At 75.0% G+C, this 26,800-nt stretch carries 10 protein-coding genes; 4 read left to right on the forward strand and 6 right to left on the reverse strand.

From position 1 onward, the window contains the following. Positions 1 to 343 precede the first annotated feature (343 nt). From ACWEN6_RS34090 to ACWEN6_RS34105, 4 genes are all read right to left on the reverse strand, one after another. Positions 344 to 1,216, reverse strand: a complete 873-nt coding sequence (locus ACWEN6_RS34090) for a DUF3618 domain-containing protein (RefSeq protein WP_452576066.1) — start codon at positions 1,214 to 1,216, stop codon at positions 344 to 346. Further along, positions 1,213 to 1,668 carry a phage holin family protein gene (locus ACWEN6_RS34095; protein WP_354847725.1) on the reverse strand — a complete coding sequence of 152 codons (456 nt, stop codon included), beginning with the start codon at positions 1,666 to 1,668 and terminating at the stop codon, positions 1,213 to 1,215. The genes ACWEN6_RS34090 and ACWEN6_RS34095 overlap by 4 nt, the downstream gene beginning before the upstream one ends. 54 nt (positions 1,669 to 1,722) lie before the next feature. Further along, entirely contained in the window at positions 1,723 to 2,721 is a 999-nt protein-coding gene (locus ACWEN6_RS34100) for a DNA topoisomerase IB (RefSeq protein ID WP_452576068.1), read from the reverse strand. Between the two features lie 124 nt (positions 2,722 to 2,845). Next, positions 2,846 to 3,271: an SPW repeat protein gene (locus ACWEN6_RS34105; protein WP_354847720.1), complete on the reverse strand. Its 426-nt coding sequence runs from the start codon at positions 3,269 to 3,271 to the stop codon at positions 2,846 to 2,848. Between the two features lie 427 nt (positions 3,272 to 3,698). On the opposite strand from ACWEN6_RS34105, the gene ACWEN6_RS34110 reads away from it, so the two are divergent. From ACWEN6_RS34110 to ACWEN6_RS34125, 4 genes are read left to right on the forward strand one after another with little or no spacing between them, the layout of a single operon-like run. Then, entirely contained in the window at positions 3,699 to 5,009 is a 1,311-nt protein-coding gene (locus tag ACWEN6_RS34110; protein ID WP_452576070.1) for a lysine N(6)-hydroxylase/L-ornithine N(5)-oxygenase family protein, read from the forward strand. Further along, positions 5,006 to 6,784 (forward strand): ABC transporter ATP-binding protein, encoded by a 1,779-nt coding sequence (locus ACWEN6_RS34115; RefSeq protein WP_452576072.1) that lies wholly within the window; start codon positions 5,006 to 5,008, stop codon positions 6,782 to 6,784. The genes ACWEN6_RS34110 and ACWEN6_RS34115 overlap by 4 nt, the downstream gene beginning before the upstream one ends. After that, positions 6,781 to 8,958: an ABC transporter ATP-binding protein gene (locus ACWEN6_RS34120; protein ID WP_452576074.1), complete on the forward strand. Its 2,178-nt coding sequence runs from the start codon at positions 6,781 to 6,783 to the stop codon at positions 8,956 to 8,958. The genes ACWEN6_RS34115 and ACWEN6_RS34120 overlap by 4 nt, the downstream gene beginning before the upstream one ends. Positions 8,959 to 8,979: 21 nt before the next feature. Beyond that, complete coding sequence (locus ACWEN6_RS34125; RefSeq protein ID WP_452576076.1) at positions 8,980 to 10,056, forward strand: iron-siderophore ABC transporter substrate-binding protein; 1,077 nt, start codon at positions 8,980 to 8,982, stop codon at positions 10,054 to 10,056. 90 nt (positions 10,057 to 10,146) lie between these two features. Here the strand turns inward: ACWEN6_RS34125 and ACWEN6_RS34130 are convergent, their stop codons facing one another. Both ACWEN6_RS34130 and ACWEN6_RS34135 read right to left on the reverse strand, forming a co-directional pair. Beyond that, a complete protein-coding gene (locus tag ACWEN6_RS34130; protein WP_380832115.1) occupies positions 10,147 to 10,353 on the reverse strand; it encodes an MbtH family protein in 207 nt (68 codons plus the stop codon). A gap of 53 nt (positions 10,354 to 10,406) precedes the next feature. Then, positions 10,407 to 26,492 carry an amino acid adenylation domain-containing protein gene (locus ACWEN6_RS34135; protein WP_452576078.1) on the reverse strand — a complete coding sequence of 5,362 codons (16,086 nt, stop codon included), beginning with the start codon at positions 26,490 to 26,492 and terminating at the stop codon, positions 10,407 to 10,409. Positions 26,493 to 26,800: the final 308 nt, after the last annotated feature.

The raw sequence follows: 26,800 nt of genomic DNA on the forward strand, positions 1-26,800 counted from the left end.
CGGTTCCCCTCGTGCGAAGTGCGCCGCGCACTGCGCGGCGGAGCGGACGGGGGGATGGCGGACGGGCCGTCGAACGGGCGGTCGGCGGCGAAGCGGACGACGGTGCTACGCGGACGGCGCCTGATGACGCCTGATGACGCCTGATGACGCCTGATGACGCCTGTCGAGCATCCGCCGCCGCTTCGGCGCCGACAACCGCGACATGCCTCCCATGACCGACTGTTTCCCGTCCGATCGGCCTGACGAGAGACCACCCGCCCGCACACCGCGCCTCCGCCGCCGGCCGCGCCGTTCCCCGCGGGCAGCGCACCGCGGCGTGGCGCGGCGTGGCGCGGCGGGGTGGTCAGGTGCGGCGGGACAGCATGCGGTCGCGGGCTTGACGGGCCGCGTGCCACGCCTCGTGGGCGGTGCCGGGACGGGCGCGCCGCTGCGCCCAGGCGAGCAGCCCCGCCCCGGCCACGGTGGCGGCGCCCGCCGCGATGATCACACCAGGACGGCGGCGCGCCTGGGTGGAAACCTGCTCCGCCACACTTCTGAGCCGCTCGGGAACAGGCTCACGGGCCGTCTCCCCTGTGCCCGGGCCGAGGCCCAGGCCGGTGTCCATCTCGGTGTCCATGCCGGTGGCCCCCTCGCCGGTCCGGGTGTGGGCGACGCCGCGCAGGCGGTCGGCCATCTCAGCGGCCTTCTCCTTCGCGGCGGCGGTGGTGCCGGTCACCTTGTCCCTGGCCGCGGCCGTGGTCTCGGTCACCTTCTCCTTGGCGGCGGCCTTGGTCTCGGCCACCTTGCGCTGGGCGCGGGACTTCACGTCGACCTTGTGCGCGAGCGCCTCGACCGTGCGGCCGAGCTCCTCGCGGGTGCGCACGATGTCGTCCCGCAGCCGGTCGGCCTCCGAGACGCGCGTGCCGCCGTGCCCGCCGTCGGGCGAACCGTGCCCGTCGGGCGAACCGTGGCCGGACTCGGCGGCCGCGTGTCCGGGCTCGGCCGCCGGCGTGGATTCGGCGGCGCGGACGGGCGTCTCGGACAGCCCGGCGAGCGGGTCGCCCCTGCCGTGGCTGACCACGGGCTTCACGTACGGCTTGGGCGGCGCGTGGACCTCGGGCACGTTGAGCGAGGGGCCGGCGGACTCAGGCGTCGCGGTGCCCGGCTCCTGTCTGCGCAGGCCCACTTCGCCCGCGGTGGGGCGGTGGTCCGCGCCGATCGGGTCGTTCTCGGTCATCGGTGTGCACTCTCCTTCACGGCGTCGACATCGGCCTTGATGCTGCGGATGGCCTCCTGCGGCAGGGGCGGCGTGGCCCTGGCGACCTGCCGCTTGCCCACGAGCGCGAGCACGGCGGCGACGATCAGCAGCACCACGCCCACGATCAGGGCGGAGATCCAGGGCGCGAGCGCCTGGGCCACCAGCAGGATCAGCGCGGCGACCAGCGCCCCGCCGCCGTACAGGGCGACCACTCCGGCGCCGCCGAACAGGCCGGCGCCGAGGCCGGCCTTGCGGCCCTTGCCGGTGAGCTCGATGGCGGCCAGCCGGATCTCGTCCTTGACCAGCCGGGACACGTCCTCCGACAGGTGCCGGACCAGCTCGGCGGTCGACAGGGAGGCGTACGGGTTCGCGGCGGGCCGGCCGTCTCCCAGGTCCGTGGCGGCCGCGCGGCCGTCCTTCAGGTCGGTCATGGCTGTTCCCCTTCCTTTCCCCGGCTCCGGCAGCGCGGCGCCGGCCGGGAGCGGCTATGAACGGCGGAGCAGGCTGATCACCGCCCGTTCGACGCCGCCGTGCGTCGCGAGCTGGCCGAACCCGGCGTCGGCGCCGAGCTCGACCAGCGCCCGCTCGATCGTGCGGCCCTTGTCGAAGGCGTCGATCACCCGGGGGTCGACGTAGGAGGCCCGCGCCACGGCCGGGGTGTTGCCGAGGTAGTCGGCCACCTCGTTCATCACACGGCTGACGGCGCGCTTCCTGCCGGTCCTGTTGCGGGCCCGGGCGGAGACGGCCAGGCCGACCGCCGCCAGCACGGTGGCGTGCCAGGTGCGGAAGTCCTTGGCCGTCACCTCGAAGTCCATGGTCTCGCGCAGGTAGGCGTTGATGTCCTCGCTGCGCACGTCCACCCAGACCGAGCCCTCCTGGTAGCGCAGCAGCTCTCCGTCGCCGCCGTCGCGGTGCAGCGCGGTGACCACCTTGCAGACCTCGGCGTCGATGAGCCGAACCTCCCTGGGCTTGCCGCCCTTGGCCGGGTAGGAGCAGGTGACCATGCCGTTTCCGCAGGTCACATGCTCGGTTCGCAGGGTGGCGAGCCCGTAGGACTCGTAGGACTCGCCGCCGACGCGGAAGAAGCCGATGTCGAGCATGCGGGCCGCGGCGGCCAGCACGCGGTCGCGGCCGAGGCCGCGCCGCTGCAGGTCCTTGCCGACGCGTTCACGGAAGGCGGGGAGCCTGCGCGCCATCTCGCACACGCGGTCGAACTTGACACGATCTTGCTCCTCCCGCCACACGTCGTGGTAGCGGTACTGCCGCCGGCCGGCGGTGTCGGTCCCTACGGCCTGGACGTGGCCGTCGGCGTCCCGGCAGATCCATACCTCGCGCCACGCCGGCGGGATGGCGAGGGCTTTGAGCCTCTCCAGCGTCCGCCGGTTCTTCACCGGCCGGCCGTCCGGCCAGTGATAGCTGAACCCGCGTCCCCGGCGCCTGCGGCGGATGCCCGGTTCGGCGGGATTGCTCTGTCGCAGCTCCACGAGGACCCCATACCCGTGCTGAGCGCGGCAAACGGCCGGGCCGTCCAGGTTGCCGCCTGGCCGCCGGCGGGAGCGCGCAGCGGGTGTGGCGAGGCGCGCCCGCCACACCCGGCCGGGCACTCCGTTACTGCCGCATCGGCATCTTGCGGTTTCCCACCGCCATGGCGCCGAGGCCGAGCAGCAGGATGACGATGCCGGTGATGACGTTGTTCCAGATCGACCCGGTCGTGTGGGACCGGATGATCCACGGGGACAGGATCGTCCAGACCCCGAGGATCGGCGCGATCCACGTCAGCCCGTACGTCCGGCCGAACGCCGACGCGAACCCCAGGGCGAGGGCGGCCAGGGCCAGCCCGGTGACCATGTTGCTCACCGACAGCCGCGACAGGCCGTTGAACCCCACCACCCACGGGGATATCGCGAGATAGAGCCCCGCCAGGAGCGTCAGCCCGTCTATCACCTGCGCCGCCATGCTGGAGCTCGCCCGCTCGTACTTGGCTCTCATGGCCACGATGTCGGGGTGCGCCTCCAGGCCGGTCGGTCTAGTCATGACCTCACCGCCTCCCGTTTTGCTTCTCGGAACGGATCAATTTCGCCATACCCGAGATGGAGGCCGGGATCACGGTGACCTGGGCAAATAATTCCAATCGTCATGACTGATCATGAGATTGAACGCCATGGAACGCCATTTCGGCCGCGGACCGCGCGTGTCCCAGACACTCCGGCGTACCCGCGGTCCGTCCGGCGCCGGGGCGCCCGGTCCCGGACGAAACCCCTAGCGGCCCCGTCCGACCCCACCTGGCCTCCCTCGCCCCCGCTCGGCTCCGCCCCGAGCTTGACAGCCGTGCGCACGGGATGGTTACTTAGGCCTGCCTTACCTTATTTAGGTTAGGCATACCTAATCATTACCTCGTCCAGCCCTTCCCGGCATCGCCCCCATCGCATGAAGGACCAGACCGTATGAAGGAGCGGACGCCATGACCCGCGTCTATGATCTCGTCGGCATCGGCTTCGGCCCGTCCAACCTCGCCCTCGCCGTCGCCCTCGCCGAGCGCGGGGACAGCCCTCTGGACGCGGTGTTCCTGGAGAAGCAGGAGGCGTTCGGCTGGCACCGCGACATGCTCCTCGACGGCGCGACGATGCAGGTGTCCTTCCTGAAGGACCTGGTCACCATGCGCAACCCGGTCAGCCGCCACAGCTTCGTCAATTACCTGCACGCGAAGGGCAGGCTGGCCGACTTCATCAACCTCAAGACGATGTACCCGACCCGGCTGGAGTTCCACGACTACCTGTCCTGGGTGGCCGCCGACTTCGACGACCGGGTGCGGTACGGCGCCGAGGTCGTCACCGTGCGGCCGGTCGAGGACGCGGACGGGCGGGTGGAGCTGCTCGACGTCGTCGTCCAGCGCGGCGGGCCGGACGGCGAGCTCGCGACCTGCCGCGCCCGGAATCTGGTGGTCGCGGCCGGTCTGCGGCCCACGCTGCCGGACGGGATGGTGACCGACGGCCGGGTGTGGCACAGCCAGGAGCTGCTCACCCGACTGGACGGCCTGACCTCCCCGCCGCGCCGGTTCGTCGTCGTGGGCGCCGGGCAGAGCGGCGCCGAGGTCACAGAGCACCTGCACCGCAGGTTTCCCGGCGCCGAGATCTGCGCCGTGTTCGCCCGCTACGGGTACAGCCCCGCCGACGACAGCCCCTTCGCCAACCGGATCTTCGACCCGGCCGCCGTGGACGACTTCTACGCCTCCCCCGAACCGGTGAAGCGCATGCTGCTGGACTACCACGCCAACACCAACTACGCCGTCGTCGACCTCGACCTGCTGCGGGAGCTCTACCGGCGGGTGTACGAGGAGCGGGCGGCCGGGACCGAGCGCCTTCGCGTCATGAACATGTCCCGGGTGACCGGGCTGAGCGACGAGGGCACCCATGTGGAGGTGACCGTGCGGTCGCTGGCCGGCGGCGAGGTGGAGAGGCTGCGGGCGGACGCCGTGGTCTACGCCACCGGGTACCGGCCGGTCGACCCGCTGGACCTGCTCGGCGCGGCCGGCGCGTACTGCCTGCGCGACGAGCGCGGCGGCCTGCGCGTGGGCCGCGACCACCGCCTGGAGACCGCCGGCGGCATGGACTGCGGCATCTACCTGCAGGGCGCGACCGAGCACACCCACGGCCTCACTTCCACGCTGCTGTCGACCACCGCCGTGCGGGCCGGAGAGATCCTCGGCTCCATCCTGGGCCCGGCCGGACGCCCGCACGTGCCCTCCGCCTCCTCCCCCAGGGCCACAGGGTGACCGGCGACCCCGGTGCCGGCGGCACCGCGCCCGGCGCCGATGCCGGCGGCCTCGGGACCGGCGGCTTCTCGCGGGCGCGGACGGGTGCGCCCGGGCGGGCGGTACTGCTGCGCGCCATCCGGGGACAGCGGCGCGACCTCGCGCTCGGGTCGGTGCTCGGAGCCGGTCACCAGGCCGGCGAGGCCCTGGTCCCCGTCCTGATCGGCGTCGTGATCGACCAGGCCGTCGCCGGCGGCGACGCCGGGGCGCTGCTGGGGTGGCTCGCGGTGCTCGCCGTCGTGTACGTGGGGCTGTCGTTCGGTTTCCGCTTCGGCGCCCGCGCCGGGGAGCGAGCCGCCGAGCGGAGCGCCCACGCGCTCCGCGTCGAACTGGTACGCCGCGTGCTGGATCCCGGCGGCGGGGCGGAGAACGGCAGGCTGCCGGGCACCCTGGCCACCATCGCGACCGAGGACGCCAAGCGCGTCGGCGCCGTCGCCATGGCCGTGATGATCGGCATCTCGGCGCTGACGGGGCTCCTGGTCGGCGCCGTGGTGCTGCTGCGGATCTCCGTGCCGCTCGGCCTCACGGTGCTGGCCGGGACGCCCGTACTGCTCTGGCTCGGGCATCTGCTCGGCAAGCCCCTGGAGCGCCGCAGTGAAGCCGAGCAGGAGCGTGCCGCGCACGCCTCCGGTGTCGCCACCGACCTGGTGACCGGGCTTCGCGTGCTCAAGGGCATCGGCGCCGAGTCGGCGGCCGTCGCCCGCTACCGGCGCGCCAGCCGCGACTCGCTGGCGGCCACGCTGCGGGCGGCCCGGGCGGAGGCACTGCAGAACGGCATGGTGCTGACCCTCACGGGATGCCTGATCGCCGTCGTCGCGCTCACCGGCGGCCGGCTCGCCCTCCAGGGCGACATCAGCCTGGGCCAGCTCGTCTCCGCGGTCGGTCTCGCCCTGTTCCTGCTGGGACCGCTGGAGGTGTTCTCCTACGTCAACGCCGACGTCGCCCAGGGCCGGGCCTCGGCGGCGCGCATAGCCGAGGTGCTGTCCGCGCCGCCGCAGGTGACCTCCGGCGGCGCGCGGCCGGCGCGGCCCGTGCGGGGCGCGGTCCGGCTGCGCGGCGTCAGCCACGGCGGGCTCCGCCAGGTGGACCTCGACGTCGCCCCCGGCGAGGTGCTCGGCGTGGCCGCCACCGATCCGGCGGACGCCACGGCGCTGCTGCGCTGTCTCGGCCGCCGCTCCGACCCCGACTCCGGGGTGATCGAGCTGGACGGCGTACCGCTGAACGAGTTCGACCCGGCCGACCTGCGCATGGCGGTGCTGGTCGCCGACCACGACGCGGAGCTGTTCGAGGGCACCCTGCACGACAACGTCGGGGCCGCGGCGCCCGGCGACGCCGGCTCCGGCCGGATCGCCCGCGCGCTGGCGGCGGCCGGGGCCGACGAGATCGTCCGGGCCCTGCCGCTCGGCGGCGACACGGCGGTGGGCGAGCGCGGAAGCTCGCTGTCCGGCGGGCAGCGCCAGCGCGTGGCCCTGGCCCGGGCCCTGGCCGCCGAACGGCCCGTGCTGGTGCTTCACGACCCGACCACCGCGGTGGACGCGGTCACCGAGTCACGCGTCGCCGCCGGTATCCGCGAGTTCCGCCGCGGCCGCACCACGATCTTGGTCACCACCAGCCCCGCGCTGCTCGCGGTCACCGACCGGGTGATCCTGCTCGACGACGGCCAGGTCACCGACACCGCCCCGCACGCCGAACTGGTGCGACGTCACGCCGCCTACCGCACGGCGGTGCTGGCATGACAGGCGACACCGGCACGCCCCACGGCACCGGCATGACACGCGACGCCAGTGCGACAGGCGGCACCGGCACGCCCGGCAGCCCCGACATGTCTCGCGGTGCCGGCATGGGCGGCGTTACCGACATGTCCGGCGGTACCGACATGTCCGGCGGTGGGGCGGGGACGGACGTCGCCGGGGATCGCCTGACACCGGCCACGTCCGCGCCCGTCCGCCCTGAGGAGGGACGGGCGCTGCTGCCCACGGCGAGCCCGGCACGGACCTGGGCCGCCGCGAGGGAACTGCTGCGACCGCACCGGGGCCTGGCGTTCGGCGGGTTCGCGGTGATGGTCGCCGCCACGGCCGCCGGCCTGCTCATCCAGCCACTGCTGGGGCACATCGTCGACCTGGTCGCCGGACGGCGCCCCGCGCAGGCCCTCACCGCGCCCGCCGCGCTGCTGGTGCTGGTCGCCGTCGTCCAGGGCGCCGGCACCGCGCTCGGGCTGTCCCTGATATCGCGGCTCGGGGAGACCGCGCTCGCCCGGCTGCGCGAGCGGTTCGTCGGACGCGCCCTTCGGCTTCCCCTCGCGCAGGTGGAGCAGGCCGGGTCCGGGGACCTCACCGCCCGGGTCACCGGTGACGTCTCGCGCGTGGCCGAGGCCGTGCGGACCGCCCTTCCCGAACTGGCCCGCTCACTACTGGCCATCGTGCTCACTTTCGCAGCGCTGGCCGTGCTCGACTGGCGGTTCCTGCTCGCGGCGCTGCTGGTGGTGCCGATCCAGGCGCACACCGCGCGCTGGTACGTGCGCAACGCCGTGCCGTTGTACGAGCGGCAGCGCGTCGCCGACGGGGCGCAGCGGCAGCAACTCCTGGACAGCATCAGCGGCGCCTCCACCGTCCGGGCGTTCCGGCTGGAGGCCGAGCACGAAAAGCGGGTGACGCAGCGGTCGTGGTCGGCGGTGGAGCTGACCATGCGCGGGGTACGGCTAGTGCTGCGGTTCTACAGCCGCCTGCACGTGGCGGAGTACATCGGCCTGGCGGCGGTCCTGGTCGCCGGTTTCCTCCTCGTGCGCGGCGGCGCGGTGTCCATCGGCACCGCGACGGCCGCGGCGCTGTACTTCCACAGCCTGTTCGCGCCGATCAACTCCGCGCTGGTCCTGGCCGACGACGCCCAGTCGGCCGCCGCGAGCCTCGCCCGGCTGGTCGCCGTCGCCGACCAGCCGGCACCCGAGGACCCCGTACCCGGCCGGGCACCCGAGCGACCGGCACCCGAACGGGCTTCGTCCGAGCGACCGGCACCCGGCCTGCCGGCACCCGAGCGGCCGGCATTGGGTGGGCAGTCATCCGAGGGGGCGTCAGCGGAGCCGTCGTCGGAGGGGGCGTCGTCGGAGGGGGCGGGGCGCGCGGAGGATGCCGGAGGCTCGCTGCTTCCGGGGGACCCCGTGGTGACGGTCAGCGGGGTCGGGCACGCGTACGAGGCCGGGCGGTCCGTGCTGCACGATGTCGATCTCGTCATCCGCCGCGGCGAGCGTGTCGCGTTGGTCGGCGCCAGCGGGGCGGGCAAGACGACGCTCGCCAAGCTCATCGCCGGCGTCCACCGCCCGACGCAGGGCTCGGTACGACTGGCCGTCCCTGAGCGGGACCGGCCGGGCCCCGCGGTGGCACTGATCACCCAGGAGACGCACGTCTTCGCCGGGCCGCTGGCCGAGGACCTGCGGCTGGCCCGCCCGGAGGCGACCGACGGCGACCTGCGCGAGGCCCTGGCCCGCGTGGAGGCCCTGACCTGGGTGGAAGCGCTGCCGGAGGGCCTTTGGACGGTCGTCGGCGACGGCGGTCACCGCCTCACCGCCATGCGGACACAGCAACTGGCCCTCGCCCGGCTCGTCCTGGCCGACCCGCCGGTGGCGGTGCTCGACGAGGCCACGGCCGAGGCGGGCAGCACCGGGGCCCGTGCCCTGGAGCAGGCCGCCCTGCGGGCGATCGAGGGCCGTACAGCCCTGGTGGTGGCGCACCGCCTCACCCAGGCCGCGACCGCCGACCGCGTCGTCATCATGGACGGCGGCCGGGTCGTGGAGAGCGGCCTCCACGACGAACTGCTCGCCGCCGGCGGACCCTACGCCGCGCTCTGGGAGTCCTGGTCGGACGCCCGTTCCGGCGCACTCCACCTTCCCCCCACGCACAACGCACCGATCCTCTGACGAAAGCCGAAGGAAATCTCGATGTCCCGTTCCACCAGAGGCACCCGGCTCGCCGGGGTGCTCGCCTCCGTCCTGCTGCTCTGCGGCACCGTCGCCGCCTGCGGCTCCGGCACCGGATCCGGCGGCGGCTCCGCCCCCAGCGCCGCCGACCCCTCCGGCGCCCCCGGCGGCGGCGCCTTCCCGGTGACCATCGAGCACAAATACGGCGGCACCACCATCGCCGCCGCGCCCAAGCGGATCGTGACGGTCGGGCTGACCGACCAGGACTCCGTACTGGCTCTCGGCTCGGTGCCGGTCGGCACCACCGAATGGCTGGGCGGCTACAAGGGCGCCATCGGCCCCTGGGCCACCGACCGGCTGGGCGCCGCCGCCGCGCCCACCGTGCTCAAGGACACCGGCACGGGACCGCAGGTGGAGAAGATCGCCTCACTGGCCCCCGACCTGATCTTCGCTTTGTACTCGGGGCTGACCAAGGAGCAGTACGCGACCCTGTCGAAGATCGCCCCCGTGGTGGCCCAGCCCAAGGACTACGCCGACTACGGCGTCCCGTGGCAGCGGCAGACCGAGATCATCGGCAGGGCGCTGGGCAAGGAGGCGGAGGCCAAGAGGCTCGTCGCGGGCGTCGAGGCCGAGTTCACCGCCGCCAAGCAGGCGCACCCGGAGTTCGACGGCGCCACCGCGGTGATCGCCACCCCGTACCAGGGGATCTTCGTGTACGGACCGCAGGACAACCGCTCGCGCATTCTGAGCTCGCTGGGCTTCACGCTGCCCTCCGGCCTGCAGCAGGCCGTGGGCGACCAGTTCGGCGCCAACATCAGCAAGGAGCGCACCGACCTGCTGGACACCGGCGCGATCGTGTGGATCGTCGCCGACCCCGCGGCGGACGCGGCCAAGCTCCACAAGGACAAGCTGTACGGCGACCTGAAGGTCGTCCGGCAGGGCCGCGAGGTCTTCGTCAAGGAGACCGGCGACTACGGCAACGCCTTCTCGTTCGTCTCGGTGCTGAGCCTGCCGTACACGCTCGACCGGCTGGCGCCGCAGCTCGCGGCCGCCGTCGACGGCTCTCCCGCCACCGAGGTCACCGAACCGGCCTCCTGACCCGCCCCGGCACACCGGGCACCGCCCGCGGAGAAGGGCCGGCCCGCGACTCCCATCGCGGCCCGGCCCTTCTCGCGTACGCCCTCGGGGTCAGCCGTCCTGGTCCACCAGGCTCTTCGGGCGCATGTCGGTCCAGTTGGCCTCGATGTAGGCGAGGCACTCCTGGCGGGCGGCGGGCCCGTGGACGGCGGTCCACCCGGCGGGGACCTCGGCGAAGTCCGGCCACAGGCTGTGCTGCCCCTCGGCGTTGACCAGCACCGAGTAGACGCCGTCGGGGTTGTCGAAGGGGTTGCTCATCTCGGGTTCTCTCTCCTCAGGATCGGCGGAACGGTTGTCGGGGGTCGTGGTGGTCAGCGGTCGCCGCCCAGCGCCTCGGCGCGGTCGACCAGGGCTCGCAGCACGCGGAACCACGTCTCGGCGAGGTCCCGCACCGCCTCCTCCGGCAGCAGCCGCGAGGCGTAGGACCAGTGGGCGGTCAGCTCCGGCCCGCCGGGGTGGTCCTCGGTCAGGGCGTTGACCGTGAGCGCGTGCGACATCGGCATACCGGGGTCGGCGTCGAGGTCGGCGGCGTCGTCCTCCGGGGCGTAGGACCAGTCGGCCGCGTCGGGCCGGCCGAAACGGCCCATGTAGTTGAACTCGATACCCGGCTCGCCGAGACGGGAGAGTTCCGGCCCCGTCGCCGGGTTCAGGTGCCGCAGCAGGCCGTGTCCGATGCCGGCGGCGGGGAGCGAGGACAGGTGCTCCTTGATCCGGCCCACCGCCTCGTCGAGCGCCGGCCCACCGGCGAGCGCGTCGTCCAGGTCCACAGGTCCTGGATCAAGGCGGACCGGGACGACGCTGGTGAACCAGCCGACCGTGCGCGACAGGTCCGCGCCGCCGGCCAGTCGCTCATCGCGGCCGTGGCCTTCCAGGTCCACCAGGACCGCGTTGCCGGAGCCGCGCCCGCCCGTCCGGCGGTGCCGGTCGGCGACGGCCAGCGCCAGGGCGGTCAGCAGCACGTCGTTGACGGTCGCGCCGAAGGCGGCGGGCACCCGGCCGAGCAGCGGAGCCGTCCGGTCGGGGGGCAGGGTGAGTGACAGGTGACGCGTGGTGGCGACCACATCACGCCCGGGGTCGAGCGGCACCGCCACGGCGATGGTGCCGCCGCCCGACAGAATCGAGGTCCACAGCGGGAGCTCGTCCTCGCGGGCGGGGTCGACGGCGCGGGCGCCCAGCATTCGCGACCAGCGGCGGAACGACACCTCGACGGGCGCGAGCGCCGGGGGGCGCCCGGCGGTGACCTCCCGCCAGGCGGCGGCCAGGTCGGGCAGCAGGATCCGCCAGGACACGCCGTCCACCACCAGGTGATGGACCAGCAGCAGCAACCGCCCGGGCGTGCCCCGGCCGGCGTCGAACCAGACCGCCTGCACCATGGCGCCCGCGTCCGGGTCGAGGCGGGAGCGTGCGGCGTGGGCGTGCTCGGCGATCACCGCGCGGAGCGCCGTCCCGTCGGCCCCCGCCGCGTCGACGCGAACGAGCCAAGCCGCCACACCAGCGGCGCCGTCCGCGTCCGCCACACCGGGAATGCCATTCGTGCCGAGGGCTCCGGTCGTATCAGGGGCTCCGGTCGTGCCGGGGACTCCGGTCGTACCAGGGGTGGGGACGTGCAAGGACCACTGCTCGGTCCCCGACAGGTCCGCCGCACCGGAGGCCGGCGCCCGCTCCCCCGCGTGGCCGGCGGCGGGCCGGGTCCGCACCAGGCGGGCCCTGAGCATGCCGTGCCGGTCCACGACGGCTTGGAGCACCGACGCGAGCGTGGGCTCGTCCAGGTCCCGCGGGGTCCGCAGCAGCGCCGCCTGGTGGTATCCCTTGATCGGGCCGCCGCGCTCCCGCATGGCATGCATGATCGGAGTGAGCGGGACCATGCCGGTGCCTTCGTCGTGCGCGTTGCCGCCGGCGTCCGGGCCGAGCGTGACGGCGACGGTGGCCAGCGCCGCGACCGTACGGTGCTGGAACACCTGGCGCGGGGTGATCCTCAAGCCCGCCGCCCGCGCCCGGCCGACCAGTTGCATCGCGACGATGCTGTCGCCGCCGAGGGCGAAGAAGTCGTCGTCGGCACCGGCACGCGGCAGTGCGAGCACCTCGGCGACGACGGCCGCGAGGGTGCGCTCCGGTTCGCCGGCCGGCTCGCGCCCGGTGCGCGTGGTGAAGTCCGGCGCGGGGAGCGCCTTGCGGTCGAGCTTGCCGTTGGGCAGCAGCGGCAGCTCCGGAACGACGACCACCGCGGCCGGCACCATGTACTCCGGCAGACGGGCCGCGGCGTAGGCACGCAGCGCGGCCGGCCCGGCGGGCCCGGCAAGGTCGGCCGGGGAGGCCGAGTCGGCCGGGGCCGCGCAGTCGGCCGGGTTGACGGGCCCGGAAGGGTCGGCGGGGTCGGCGGGGTCGGCGGGGTCGGCGGGGTCGGCGGGGTCGGCGGGGTCGGCGGGGTCGGCGGGGTCGGCGGGGTCGGCGGGGTCGGCGGGCGTGGACGGGACCACGTAGGCGACCAGTTGTCTGACCCGGGGGCGGTCCTCGCGGGCGACGACCACGACCTGGGCGACGGACTCGTGCCGGTCCAGCACGGCCTCGATCTCGGCCGGCTCGACGCGGAAGCCGCGGATCTTCACCTGGTCGTCGGCCCTGCCGCCGTAGTCGAGCCGGCCGTCGGCGGTCCATCGGGCCAGGTCGCCGGTGCGGTACATGCGGGCGCCGGCCTGCTCGAACAGCCCGGCGAACGGGTCGGCGACGAACCGCTCGGCCGACAGGCCCGGGCGGCCGAGGTACCCCCGGGCCAGGCCCGCGCCCGCGAGGTACAGCTCGCCGGTGACGCCGCGCGGGACGGGCCGCAGCGCGGCGTCGAGCACGTAGGCGCGGGTGCCGTCCACCGGGCGGCCGACCAGCGGGGAGGCGCTGTCCCCGACGCGGGCGACCAGGGCGTCCACGGTGGACTCGGTGGGGCCGTAGAGGTTGAACGCCTCCGTGGAGCGCAGGGCGGCCAGGCCGGCCCAGAGCGCGTCCGGCACCGCCTCGCCGCCGACCCCGACCACGGCGAGCGGGCACTCCCCGTCCTTGATCAGCCCGGCCGCGGCCATCTGCGCGAGGAAAGAAGGAGTGACCTCGATGAAGTCCAGGCCGTGCTCGCGGATGGTCTCGGCGGTCAGCTGGGGGTCGCGGCGCGTCTCGTCGGAAAGGATGTACAGCGCGTGCCCGTCCAGCAGCCACAGCTGCGGCTGCCAGGAGGCGTCGAAGGAGAACGACCAGGCGTGGCCGACGCGCAGATGACGGCGGCCGGTGGCACGCCTGGCCGGCTCGTGCAGCGTCCGGCGGTGGCTGTGGAACAGGGCGACGAGGCCGCCGTGGCAGACCACCACTCCCTTGGGCCGGCCGGTGGACCCGGAGGTGTAGATCACATAGGCCGGGTGGCGCGGGTCGGGGGTGGTGGCGAGGTCGTCTCCGCGCCGTGCGGCGAGCCCGCGAGCGGTCTCGGGCGCGTCGAGCCGGAGGAGCGGGACGCCGCCGTCCGGCAGGACGGCCGCGAGGTCCTCGCCGGTCACCAGCAGGACGGGCCGGGCGTCGTCGAGCATGCCGAGCACCCGCTCGGCGGGCAGGGCCGCGTCCACCGGCAGGTAGGCCGCGCCGGACTTCAGCACGGCCAGGACGGCCAGGATGAAGTCCGCTGAGCGCGGTAGCGCGATGGCGACGATGCGCTCGGGCCCCGCGCCGTGCTCGGCGAGCAGCCGCGCGAGCCGGTTGGCGCGCTCGTTGAGCTCACGGAAGGTCCACCGGACCGGCCCGGCGACCACGGCCACGGCCTCGGGAGTGGCGGCCGCCTGCGCCTCGAACAGTCCCGGGACCGCCAGGGACCGCTGATCTCGTGCGGCGGCGGGGAGGGCGTCCGGGATGCCGTTCCAGGTCATGAGCATGGTGTGGCGGTCGGCGGGGGTGAGGACGTCGACGCGGCCGACGAGCCGGCCGGCGTCGGCCGCCATGGTCTGGAGGATGTGCGCCATCGAGGCCGCCATCCGCCCGGCCGTCGCACGGTCGAACAGGTCGGGCCGGTACTCGGCGGTGAGGGCCAGGCGTTCACCCGGCTCGATCGCCCAGGTGAAGGGGTAGTGGGTCGAGTCCTGGTGGTCGAGCACGGCGGGACGCAGCCCGTCCGCGGTCCCGGACGCGGGCTCCTCGGCGTCGGGGTAGGACTCGAAGACGACCAGCGTGTCGAACAGGTCGCCGAGGCCGGCCCGTCGCTGGATGTCGGCCAGGCCGACGTGCTGGTGGGCGATGAGCCGAGACTGCTCGTCCTGCAGGCGGCCGAGGAACGCCGCCAGGCTCTCGCCGTCGCGGACCCGTACGCGGACGGGGATCGTGTTGATGAACAGGCCGATCATCGACTCGACGCCGTCGAGCTCCGGGGGCCGCCCGGAGACGGTCGCGCCGAAGACCACGTCGTCGCGGCCGGTCAGCCGGGAGAGCAGGATGCTCCAGGCGCCCTGGACCAGGGTGTTGACCGTCAGGCCGTGTGAGCGGGCGAAGGCCGACAGGGCCTCGGTCGCCTCCCGGGTGAGACGCGTGGTGTGCGTCTCGGGCACGATCGGCGCCCGGTCCGGGTCGGCGGGCGCGAGACGGGTGGGCTCGGCCAGACCGTCCAGCGCCTCCGCCCAGGCGCCGGCGGAGACGGCGGCGTCCTGGCGCGCCAGCCACGCGAGGTACTCCCGGTACGGCGGGGCCGCCGGCGCGCCGTAATGGTCGACCCCGTCCACCCCGTGCGCGTACAGGTCGGCGAGTTCGCGCATGAGCCGGGGGATCGACCATCCGTCCAGCAGGAGGTGCTGGTGGGACAGGACCAGGCGGTGGCGGCCCGGGCCGAGGCGCACCAGTGCCATCCGCAGCAGCGGCGGGTCCGCCGGGGTGAACCGGCGCCGCTCCTGCGCGAGCAGACGGGTCCACCGAGCCTCCCGGTCGAACCCGCCGAGCTCGCCGGGCTCGGAAAGATCCACCTCGCGCCAGGGCAGGGCGACCGCGCGCGGCACGACGGCCACCGGGCGGCCGGAGGACAGGTACCGGAAGCCGGCGCGGAGGTTGTCGTGCCGGTCCAGCAGCGCCTGCCCGGCCGCGCGCAGCCGGACGGCGTCCAGCGGGCCGTCCACCTCGTAGGTCACCTGGACGGTGTAGACGTCCGGCCCGTCATCGCCGGAGTCGAAGGACGCGTGGAACAGCAGGCCCGCCTGGAGCGGGGTGAGCGGCAGGACGCCGGCGACACCGGTGACCGGCAGCTCGGCGCGCTCGGCCACGCTGAGGGCGACCAGCCCTGCGGACGACCCGGCGCCGTCCGGGTGGTCCGCGTCGTCCGGGACGCCGGCGATGGCGGCCAGGGCCGTCGCGGTCCTGTGCAGGAAGACGTCCCGGGGACTGATCACCAACCCGGCGGCACGTGCCCGGCCGGCCAGCTGGATGGCGACGATGCTGTCGCCGCCGAGGGTGAAGAAGTCGTCCCCGGCTCCCACGCGCGGCAGGCCGAGCACGCCGGCGAACAGCTCGCACAGCAGTTCCTCGCGCGGGGTGCGCGGCAGCGTGCCGGTCACCTCGGCCGCGAAGTCGAAGGCGGGCAGCGCCCTTCGGTCGAGCTTGCCGTTCGGGGTGAGCGGCAGGGCGTCCAGCGTGACGAACCCCGCCGGGACCATGTACTCGGGCAACGCGGCCCCGGCGTGGTCCCGCAGCGCGGCGGCGCTCGGCGCCGTCGCTCCCGGGGCCGGCACCAGGTAGGCGATGAGGTGCTGGTCCCGCATGGCCACCACAGTGTGGGCCACCCCCTGGTGGCGGGCCAGCACCGCCTCGACCTCGCCCGGCTCGACGCGGAACCCGCGGATCTTGACCTGGTCGTCTGCCCTGCCCAGGAACTCCAGCTCCCCCGCACGGCTCCAGCGCGCCAGGTCGCCCGTCCGGTACATGCGCGTTCCGGGCGGCCCGCAGGGGTCGGCGACGAAGCGCTCGCCGGTCAGGCCGGGACGGCCGAGGTACCCCCGGGCGAGCTGGACGCCCGCCAGGTACAGCTCGCCGGGCACCCCCGGCGGCACCGGGCGCAGCGCGGCGTCCAGGACGTGAGCCCGCGTGTTCCACACCGGCCGGCCGATCGGCACCGGGTCGGCGCCGGGCGGAACCCGGGTGGCCGTCACGTCGACGGACGCCTCGGTGGGCCCGTACAGGTTGTGCAGCTCGGCGGGCAGCACGGCCCCGCATCGGGCGGCGAGGTCCGCGGGCAGCGCCTCGCCGCTGCACATCACCCGGCGCAGTCCCGAGCACCGCGCGGCGCCCGGGTCTGCGAGGAACGCCCGCAGCATCGACGGCACGAAGTGCACGGTGGTGACGTGCTCGTCCTGGATCAGCCCGGCGAGGTAGGCCGGGTCCCTGTGGCCCTCGGGCCGCGCCACCACCAGTGCCGCCCCGGTGATCAGCGGCCAGAAGAACTCCCACACCGACACGTCGAAGCCGGACGGCGTCTTCTGCAGCACGCGGTCCGAGGCGGTCAGCGCGTACTCGTCCTGCATCCACAGCAGGCGGTTGACGATGCCCTCGTGCGGCACCACCACGCCCTTCGGCCGGCCGGTGGACCCGGAGGTGTAGATGACGTACGCCGGGTGCCGGGGGTCGTAGGACGCGGGTAGCTCCGCCTGAGGGCCATCGGGCAGCCCCTCGCGGAGCACGCACACCGGCCGCGCTTCCTCGATCATGAGCTCGACGCGCTCGCGCGGGTGGTCCGCGTCCAGCGGCAGGTACGCCGCGCCCGCCCGGTGCACCGCGAGCAGGGCGACGACCAGGTCGGCCGAGCGCGGCAGCGCGACCGCGACCGTGCGCTCGGGGCCGGCGCCCATCGCGGCCAGCGTCCGCGCCGTGCGCTCGACCCGGGCGTCCAGCTCGGCGTAGGTCAGGCGCTCCTCGCCGCAGACCAGGGCGAGCGCGCCGGGGGTGCGCGCCACCTGCGCGCGGAACAGTTCGGGCAGGGTGGTGGCGGGCACCGCTCGCGCGGTGGCGTTCCAGTCGCCGACGACGAGTTCGCGCTCCTCCTCGTCCATGATCTCCAGGTGCCGCACCTGGACGCCGGGGTCGGCGACGATCTGCTCCAGCAGCCGGACCAGCCGCCGGGCGATGCGCTCGACCGTCTCGTGGTCGAACAGGTCGGCGCTGTACTCGATCCAGCCCTGGATGCCCTGGCCGTCGCCCTGTTCGGCGAAGTCGAAGCTCAGGTCGAACTTCGCGGTCTCCTGGCCGAGCGGTTCGGGCCGGGCGTCGAGCCCCGCCAGGTCGGGGGCGCCGCCCTGGTCGGCCAGGTAGACGACCATCACCTGGAACAGCGGGTGCCTGGCCAGGGAGCGGGCGGGGTTGATCGCCTCGACCAGCCGCTCGAACGGCAGGTCCTGGTGTTCGTAGGCGGCAAGGTCGCTCTCGCGCACCCGCCTCAGCAGCTCGCCGAAGGTCGGCGCGCTGGACAGGTCGGTGCGCAGCACGAGCGTGTTGACGAAGAAGCCGACCAGGTCCTCCAGGCGCTCGTCGGTGCGTCCCGAGATCGGTGCGCCGAGGGGGATGTCCTCACCGGCGCCGAGCCGGTGCAGCAGCGCGGCGACGGCCGCCTGGGCCACCATGAACATGCTGACGCCGTGGCCGCGGGCGAGCCCGCGAAGGCCGCGCTCCAGCTCGGCGGGGATGGACAGGCCGACCGCCCCGCCGCGGTGGCCGCTCTCCAGGGGACGCGGCCGGTCCGCGGGGAGCGGCAGCTCCTCCGGCAGCCCGGCCAGCGCCCGGCGCCAGAAGCCGAGCTGGCGTGCCTCCAGGCTGCCGGGGTCGCCGCCGTCCCCGAGCACGTCACGGTGCCAGAGGGTGTAGTCGGCGTACTGGACGGGCAGCGGCGCCCACCGCGGCGCCGTGCCCTCGCGGCGGGCGCGGTAGGCGGTGGACAGGTCGCGCCACAGCGGCCGGTCCGACCACTCGTCGCCGGCGATGTGGTGGACCACCAGGAGCAGCACGTGCTCCCGCGGCGCCACCTCGAACACCCAGGCGCGCAGCGGCGGCTCCCGGTCCAGGTCGAAGCCGTGCCCGGCGGCCCCGGCCAGTCGCCCGGCGAGCGCGTCCGGCGCGACCCGCTCGAAGCGGACGACGGCGGGGACCTCTTCGGGGCGCAGGACACGCTGGCAGGCGCGCCCGTCCCGCTCGGGGAACACCGTGCGAAGGCTCTCGTGCCGGGTCATCACGTCGCGCACGGCGTCGCGGAGGGCGCCGAGGTCCAGTTCGCCCGACAGGCGCCAGGCCGCCGGGATGGTGTAGGTGGCGCTCGGGCCCTCCAGCCGGTGCAGCACCCACAGGCGCTGCTGTGCGAAGGACAGCGGCGGCAACTCGGGGCGCGGCGCGGGGGCCAGAGCGGGCCCGCCTCCCGGCGCCTCGCGCAGCCGTCCCGCGAGCCGGGCGACGGTTGGCGCCTCGAAGACCGCGCGCAGGCCCACCTCGGCGCCGAGCGACGCGCGAACCCGGCTGACCAGCCGCATCGCCAGCAGTGAGTGGCCGCCGAGCGCGAAGAAGTCGTCGTCCACGCCGACCCGTCCGACCCCCAGCACGGCGGCGAACAGCTCGCAGAGGATCTCCTCCCGGGCGTCGCGAGGACGCCGCCCGGAGGCGGGGGCCGCCGCCGCGTCGGGGACGGGCAGGGCGAGCCGGTCCAGCTTGCCGCTGATCGACCTGGGCAGGGCGGGCAGTTCCATGAACGCGGCGGGGATCATGTGGCCGGGCAGCGCCGCGGCGAGGTGCGCCCGCAGTGCGGCGGGGTCGGCGCCCCGCCCGGAGGAGGGGACCGCGTAGGCGACCAGCCGCCGATCGCCGGGGGCGTCCTCGCGGACCGTCACCGCGGCCTGCGCCACGTCGGGGTGGGCGCGGAGCACGGCCTCGATCTCGCCGAGCTCGATGCGGAACCCGCGCAGCTTCACCTGGTCGTCGGCCCGGCCGAGGAACGCGAGCGTGCCGTCGGCGCGGCGCCGCACCAGGTCGCCGGTACGGTACATGCGCTCGCCCGGCCCGCCGAAGGGGTCGGCGACGAACCGCCCGGCGGTCAGCCCGGGCCGGCCGAGGTATCCCAGGGCCAGTCCCTCACCCGCCAGGTACAGCTCGCCCGGCACCCCGGCGGGCACCGGCCGCAGCATCGCGTCCAGCACGTGGGCGCGGGTGTTGGCCAGCGGCGCGGCCCACGGCTCAGGGCGTTCCGGGCTCGGTCCGTGCCACCCGTAGGCGTCGACGGCGCACTCGGTCGGCCCGTACAGATCGTGGACCACCGTTCCCGGCAGCGCGCGCAGCCGGTCCCACAGCGGCGGCGGTGTGGCCTCGCCGCCGACCGCGATGACCCGCGGACGGGGACGACCGGGGTCCAGGAAACCGTGGTGGACCAGCTCCCGCAGGTAGGTCGGGGTGAGGTCGGCGAAGTCGACGCGCTGGTCGGCGAGGTAGGCCAGCAGCGCGGCCGGGTCGGTCATGGTGTCCTCGCCGACGACGTGCAGCTCGTGCCCGGCGAGCAGCCAGAGCATCGGCTCCCAGGAGCCGTCGAAGCTGAACGACGCGGCGTGCGCCGCGCGCAGCCTGCGGCCTCCGGCGGCGCGCACGGCCGGGTCGATGAGGTCGGCGCGGTGCGAGCCGAACAGGTTGCCGAGACCGCGGTGGGTGCCGAGCACGCCCTTGGGCCGGCCGGTGGACCCGGAGGTGTAGATCACATACGCCACCGCGCCCGGCGGCACGGCGACCCTCGGCCCCGGGACCTCGCCCTCAGGCACCGTGACCCTCGGCCCCGGCACCTCGACCTCCGGCAGCGCGACCCTCGGCCCCGGCACCTCGACCTCCGGCAGCGCGACCCTCGGCCCCGGCACCTCGACCTCCGGCAGCGGCTCCGGCACCGGCACCGGCACCCCCGGCCCCGGCATCGCGCCGGGGGGACGGCCGTGCGGCCGGGCGGCGCCGTGCCGGGCGTCGTCCAGCAGCAGGACGCCGCCTCGCGCGGCGGGCAGGCCGGGGGCGATGGCCGCCGTGGTGAGCACGCGGGCCGGCGCGGCGTCGTCCAGCATGTACGCGAGGCGTTCGGCCGGGTAGGCGGGGTCGAGCGGGAGGTAGGCGGCGCCCGCGCCGAGCACGCCCAGAATGGCCGGCACCATCTCGGCCCGCGGCAGGGCCAGCCCCACCACGTCCCCCGCCGTCACGCCGTGCCGCAGCAGCAGCCCGGCGACGCGGTCGGCTTCGGCGGCCAGCTCACCGAAGGTCAGCGTCCGGCCGCCGGCGACCAGGGCGACATGGTCGCGGTGCGCGCGGGCCGCCTCGGCGAACAGCTCAGGGACCGTACGCCGTTCGACCGGCCGCGCGGTGTCGTTCCAGGCGCCCAGCGACGCGCGGCGCTCCTCCTCGGTCAGCACGGACAGCCGGCCGACCGGCACGTCCGGTCCGGCGGCGAGCAGGCCCAGCAGCGCGACGGCGCGGCCGGCCATGGCACGGGCCGTACCGGGGTCGGCCAGGTCCTCGGCGTACTCCAGCAGCAGGGTCAGGCCGTCCTCGCCGGCGTGGTCCACGAAGGTGAAGTCCAGGTCGAACTTGGCGGTGTGCACACGGGCCGGCCACCACTCGGTGGGCAGGTCCAGCACCCGCGGATCGCCGCCGGGACGGTGGTGGTAGCCGAGCATCACCTGGAACAGCGGGTTGCGTCCCGGCACGCGCGGCGGGTTGAGCGCCTCGACGACCTGCTCGAACGGCAGGTCCTGGTGCTCGAAGGCGGCCAGGTCGGCGTCCTTGACCCGGGCCAGCAGTCGCCTGAACGTCGGGTCGCCGGACAGGTCGGCGCGCAGCACCAGGGTGTTGACGAAGAAGCCGACGAGGTCGTCCAGGGCGCTGTCCGTGCGCCCGGCGATGGGGGCGCCCAGCGGGATGTCGGTGCCCGCGCCCATCCGGTGCAGCAGGGTGGCGACCGCGGCCTGGAGCAGCATGAACATGCTGGTGCCCGTCTCGGCGCACAGGGCGCGCAGGGCGCGGGCGGTGGCCGCGGGCAGCCCGGCGCGCACCTGGCCGCCGCGGCCGGTCGGCTCGGCCGGGCGGGGCCGGTCGAGCGGCAGGGGGATCTCCTCCGGCAGCCCGGCCAGCGTCCCGGTCCAGAACGCGAGCTGCCGCGCGCCCTCGCCACCCGAGTCGGCCGGGTCCGTCGGGTCCGTCGGGTCGGCCCGGTGCGCCGAGTCGGCCCGGTGTGCCGGGTGGACCGGGCCGGCCAGGTCCGGCGGGTCGCCGAGCAGCTGCCGCTGCCAGAGCGTGTAGTCGGCGTACTGCACCGGCAGCGGCGCCCATTCGGGCGCCCGGCCCTCGCGGCGGGCCCGGTAGGCGGCGTCGAGGTCGGTGAGGAACGGCCGGTCGGACCACTCGTCGGTCGCGATGTGGTGCAGCACGATCGCCACCACGTGGTCCAGCGGCCCGGCCCTGAGCACCTCGGCCCGCAGCGGGATCTGGACGGCGAGGTCGAACGGGCGGGCCACCGCCGCCGCGATCCTGCCTTCCAGCCGCTCCGGCGGGCAGTCCTCGACATGGAAGAACGACCCGATCTCATCGACATCCAGAATGAACTGGAACGGTCCCGCCTCGTCCACGAACGGGCGCACCCCGTGCGGTCCGGCCTCCTCCGCAGGAAGGCGCACTCCTGGCCGGAACTCGTCCAGGGACGGGCGCACCGCGTACTGCGCGGCCTCCTCCTCCGACGAGGGCGCCCCGTACGGGCCGGCCTGGTCGGGCGCGGGCGTGGTGGGCGGGGGGCCTGCCTCGGGGAAGACGGTGCGCAGGGCCTCGTGGCGGGCGACCACGTCGCGCAGGGCCTGGTGGAGCGCGCCGGTGTCCAGCGCGCCGCGCACGCGGAAGACCAGCGGAAGGTGGTAGGCGTCGCCGCCGCTGAGCCGTTCGGCCAGCCACAGCCTCCGCTGAGCGGGCGACAGCGGGACGCGCCGGGGACGGTCCGCCACGGGCTCGACGGCCGGGCGGGCCGGGCGGGCGGCGCTCGCGCGACCGGCCAGCAGGGCGGGCGCCGGGGCCTCGAACAGGTCGCGGATGGCCAGTTCGGCGCCCAGCTCCGCGCGAGCCCGGCTGATGAGCCGGGTGGCGAGCAGCGAGTGGCCGCCGAGTTCGAAGAAGTCGTCTTCGGCGCCCACGGCCGGCAGGCCCAGCACCTCGGCGAACAGGCGGCAGAGCACCTCTTCCTCCGGTGTCGCCGGCCCCCGTCCGCCGGCGAGCGGCGCCGCCGGTTCGGCCGCGGGCAGCGCGCGCACGTCGAGCTTGCCGTTGTCGTTCATGGGCAGCCGGTCGAGGGTGACGAACGCGGCCGGGACCATGTAGTCGGGAAGCCGGCGCCGCAGATCCTCCCGGAGGCGGCGCGGCAGGCCGCTCGCGCCGGCCGCCGAGGCCGGGGTGTTGCCGTACGGGGGCGTGCCACCGCCCGGCAGGTAGAGGCCCGCCGTGAGGCGGAAGTCCCCCCGCACGAAGACCGCGTCGTAGGCGCCCGGCTCGCGCGACCAGGTGGTGAGGACGCGGTAACCCTCCCGTGCCCCGAGCGCGTGCAGATCCTCGGGCTCGACTCCCCCGTCCATCGTGGCGCCGCGCTCGCTGCCCGCGCGGGCGTCGGGGACGCCCGTCACCCGCAGCCGCCCGGTCCGCGTCTCCCGCAGGCGGCGGGCCAGCTCCCCGCTCTCCCTCGGCAGATCCTCGCCGGAGGCGGGTCCGGCGGTCGCGGGCGCGTCGTCCTGCCGGCCGGTGAGCGCGTCGGCCCAGGGCAGCACCGGTTCGTCGCCGAGGTGGACGTCGGGCTCGCCGTCGTAGAGGACGGCGTCGTAGCGGTAGCGGGTCAGCTCGTTGTGGTGGTGCCCGCGCTTGGTGCGCAGGTCGACGCCGAAGCCCAGGGTGGCGAAGTAGTCGGGATCGACGAGCAGTTCCTTCTCCAGCGCGATCCCCCGTTCGACGGCCGCGTGGAGGCGCTCGGCGGCCTCGCGCCCGTCCGGGCCGTCCGGGCCGTCCGGACCGCCGGTGTCGCCGGTGTCGCCGGCCGAGCGGGCCAGCCGGACGCCGGTGTGGAAGGCGCGGGCGAGCCGGAGGTTGCGCACGTCGCCGACGAACAGGGCGCCGCCCGGCGCCAGCAGCCCCATGGCGCCGCGGATGACCCCCGTCAGGTGGTCGATGTCCGGAAGGTACTGGATGACGGAGTTGATGATGATCGTGTCGAAGTAGCCGGCGGGTAGCCCTTCGGTGTCATGCGCGGCCTGGCAGCGCAGCTCGACCTTGGCCGCCAGCGCGGGGTCCCGGCGCAGGTCCTCGCCGATCTTGCGGATCACGGGCGCGGCGAGGTCCGTCGCCCAGTACGCCTCCGCCTCGGGCGCCAAGCGCGACAGCAGCAGCCCCGAGCCGACGCCGATCTCCAGGACGCGGCGCGGGCGCAACTCGCGGATGCGGGCGACGGTCTCCTCGCGCCACTCGCGCATGTGCTCCAGCGCGATGGGCCCCCCGTCGTAGCTGCTGTCCCAGCCCGCGAAGTCCTCGGTGAACACGGCGGTGCCGATGCGCTCGTACTCCTCGGAGTAGATCTCCCGCCATTCGCCGATCCACTCCCGTTCCGCCGACTCCCGCCGTTCGCCGGTGGGCTCGGCGGGCACGACGTACCCCACCAGGCGCCGGGCGCCGGGGGTGGAGGGGTCCTCGGCGGCGACCACGGCGGCCTGGGCCACCTCCGGGTGCCGGGCGAGGGCGGTCTCGATCTCTCCCAGCTCGACCCGGTGACCGCGGATCTTCACCTGGTCGTCGGTGCGGCCCAGGAAGTCGATGTTCCCGTCGGCGCGGCGCCGCACCAGGTCGCCCGTGCGGTACATGCGCTCCCCCGGCTCGCCATGAGGGTCGGCGACGAACCGTTCGGCGCTCAGCCCGGGACGGCCGAGGTAGCCGCGGGCCAGGCCGACGCCCGCGATGTACAGCTCGCCGGGGACGCCGGGGGGAACCGGGCGCAGCCAGGCGTCCAGGATGTGAGCGCGGGTGCCGCGGATGGGACGTCCGACGGTGGGGGTGGGGCTGTCGTCCGTGCCGCCGCCGAGGGTGTTGATCGTGTACTCGGTGGGCCCGTAGAGGTTGTAGCCGTAGGTGCCCTCGGTGTCGCGGAGCCGGCTCCAGACCGTCTCGGACACCGCCTCCCCGCCGAGCAGCACCAGCGGCGGGCGGTGCCCGTCGAGCAGCCCCTGCTCGATCAGCAGGTGCGCGTAGGTCGGGGTGAGGTTGACGACGTCCACGCGGTGGTGCTCGCAGTAGGCGACCAACGCCTCGGCGTCGCGCCTCAGCTCCTCGTCGCACACGTGCACCTCGTGCCCCTCGACCAGCCACAGGAGCTCCTCCCACGACATGTCGAAGGCGAAGGACACCGTGTGGGCGATGCGCAGCCGGCGGCCTCCGGCGGAGGCGACGGCCGGGTGGAAGATCTCCTTCTGGTGGTTGAGCTGCATGTTCGTCAGCCCGCGGTACGGGGTGACGACGCCCTTGGGACGGCCGGTGGAGCCGGAGGTGTAGATGACGTACGCCGGGTGCTCCAGGCTGAAGCGGGGACGGTCGGCCTCGGTGACCGGGCCGCCGGACAGCCCCGCCAGCTCTAGGGCCACCGCCGGGTCGTCGAGCCGCACGCGGGGGACGCCGGGCACGCCCCCCTCCAGCCGCGGCGCGACGGCACCCGTGGTCAGCAGCAGGGCCGGACGGGCGTCCTCCAGCGTCATCGTGAGCCGGTCGTCGGGGTGGTCCAGCTCCAGCGGCAGGTAGGCCGCGCCCGTGCGCAGCACGGCGAACAGCGCGGCCACCATGTCGACGGCGCGGGGCAGGGCCAGCGCCACGATCTTCTCGGGCGCCGCACCCCGCGCCAGCAGCAGCCGCGCCATGCGGTTGACGCGGGCGTCCAGGGCGGCGTAGCTGACGCTCAGGCCGCCGAAGACCAGGGCCGTGGCCTCAGGAGTGCGGGCGGCCTGGGCGGCGAGCAGGTCGGCGATGGTCTCCTCCGGGACGGGCACCCGGCCGGCGGCCCGTTCCCGTTCCAGTTCGGCGCGTTCGGCGGGCAGCGTGTGGCCCAGGCGGCCGACGGGCGCGTCCAGGTCGTCCACCAGCCGCTCCAGCAGCAGGGCGAAGCGGTCCAGCAGTTCCTGGGCTCGCGGAGGGCCGATGACGTCGGGCCGGTGCGCGAGGGTGACCCGGATGCGCTCCCCCGGCGTCACGACGAGGTTGACGGGATAGTGGGTGGCGTCCACGTTGGCCACGGCGGTGGCGCCGTGCCGGTCGGCGAGCTCCGCGAGCCGCTCCTCGGTGTCGTTGTCGCGCATCACGAAGAGCGTGTCGAACAGCCGCCGATGGCCGGTCTCGGCCTGCAGGACGCCGAGACCCAGATACTCGTGCGGCATGAGGGCCAGGCGCTCGCCCTGGACGCGCCGCAGCAGGTCCAGCACGGGCTCGGCCGGGTCGAAGGCGATGCGGGCGGGAACGGTGTTGAGGAACATGCCGATGACGTTCTCGACGTCCGGCACCTCGCTCGGACGGCCGGCGACCGTCGTGCCGAAGACGACGTCGAAGCGGCCGGTCGCGGCGGCCAGCACCAGGCCCCAGGCGGTGGTGAGCAGCGTGTTGAGCGTCAGTCCCCGGCGGCGGACGGCGTCGCGCATCCGGTCGCCGAGATCCTTGGGCAGGACGGTCTCCCGGCTCTCGGGGATGACCGCCCCCATGTCGCCGCCCGCGGTGGCCGCGAGCAGGGTGGGCTCGTCCAGGCCGGCCAGCGCGGCCCGCCAGGCGCGGGCGGCGGTCGCCGGGTCCTGTGACTCCAGCCAGGTCAGGTAGTCGCGGTAGGAGCCGGGGCGCGGCAGCCCGCGCTCGTCGCCGCCGGTCTCGTAGAGGGCGAACAGCTGGGCGAGGAAGATCCAGGCCGACCAGCCGTCCCACAGCAGCAGGTGCCGGCCGATGACCAGCCGGTCACCCCGGGCCTCGCCGAGCCGGATCAGCAGCATCCGGAAGAGCAGCGGCCGGGCCAGGTCGAACCGGCGGGTGCGCTCGGCGTCCATCAGCTCGCGCAGCCGCGCGTCCTGCTCGGCGGCGGGCAGGTCCGACAGGTCGGCCTCTTCGAGCGGTATCCCGGGGTCGGCGACGATGAACTGCGCAGGCCGGCGCAGCCCGGCGCTGGTGAACCCGGCGCGCAGGCCGGGGTTGCGGGCCAGCAGCACCCTGGTCGCCTCGCGCAGGCGGCCGGCGTCCAGGCGGGTGGCGAAGTCGAACGACTCGTGAACGGTGTAGACGTCCAGGGCGCCGTCGCCGTAGGTCGAGTGGAAGAACAGTCCTTCCTGGAGCGGCGCGAGCGGCCAGACGTCGGTCACGTCACCACCGCCGAGCCGCCGCACCCGCTCGTACTCGTCTGCGGTGAGCGTGAACCCGGCGCCCTGGTCACCGGTACCGGCATTCGCGACGTCACCGGTGCCGGCATCCGTAGCCTCACCGGCACTCGCAGCGGCAACGGCGACGGCGGCGTGATCGGCGACGGCGGCGGCGTCGCAGGTAGGAGTGACGGCGGTGGCGTGGGCGGCAGCGTCGGAGGCCGCGGCGCCGGAGGTCGCGGCGCCGGAGGTCGCGGCGCCGGAGGTCGCGGCGCCGGAGGGGGGGGCGGGGGGGGGGGGGGCGGGGGCGG

The organism is Sphaerisporangium sp. NPDC004334 (genome assembly GCF_053602655.1).

Coding starts and splice junctions, on each gene's coding strand:
- ACWEN6_RS34120 (WP_452576074.1), top strand. CDS start 6,781: ATGACAGGCGACACCGGCACGCCCCACGGCACCGGCATGACACGCGAC.
- ACWEN6_RS34105 (WP_354847720.1), bottom strand. CDS start 3,271: ATGACTAGACCGACCGGCCTGGAGGCGCACCCCGACATCGTGGCCATG.
- ACWEN6_RS34095 (WP_354847725.1), bottom strand. CDS start 1,668: ATGACCGACCTGAAGGACGGCCGCGCGGCCGCCACGGACCTGGGAGAC.
- ACWEN6_RS34090 (WP_452576066.1), bottom strand. CDS start 1,216: ATGACCGAGAACGACCCGATCGGCGCGGACCACCGCCCCACCGCGGGC.
- ACWEN6_RS34130 (WP_380832115.1), bottom strand. CDS start 10,353: ATGAGCAACCCCTTCGACAACCCCGACGGCGTCTACTCGGTGCTGGTC.
- ACWEN6_RS34110 (WP_452576070.1), top strand. CDS start 3,699: ATGACCCGCGTCTATGATCTCGTCGGCATCGGCTTCGGCCCGTCCAAC.
- ACWEN6_RS34125 (WP_452576076.1), top strand. CDS start 8,980: ATGTCCCGTTCCACCAGAGGCACCCGGCTCGCCGGGGTGCTCGCCTCC.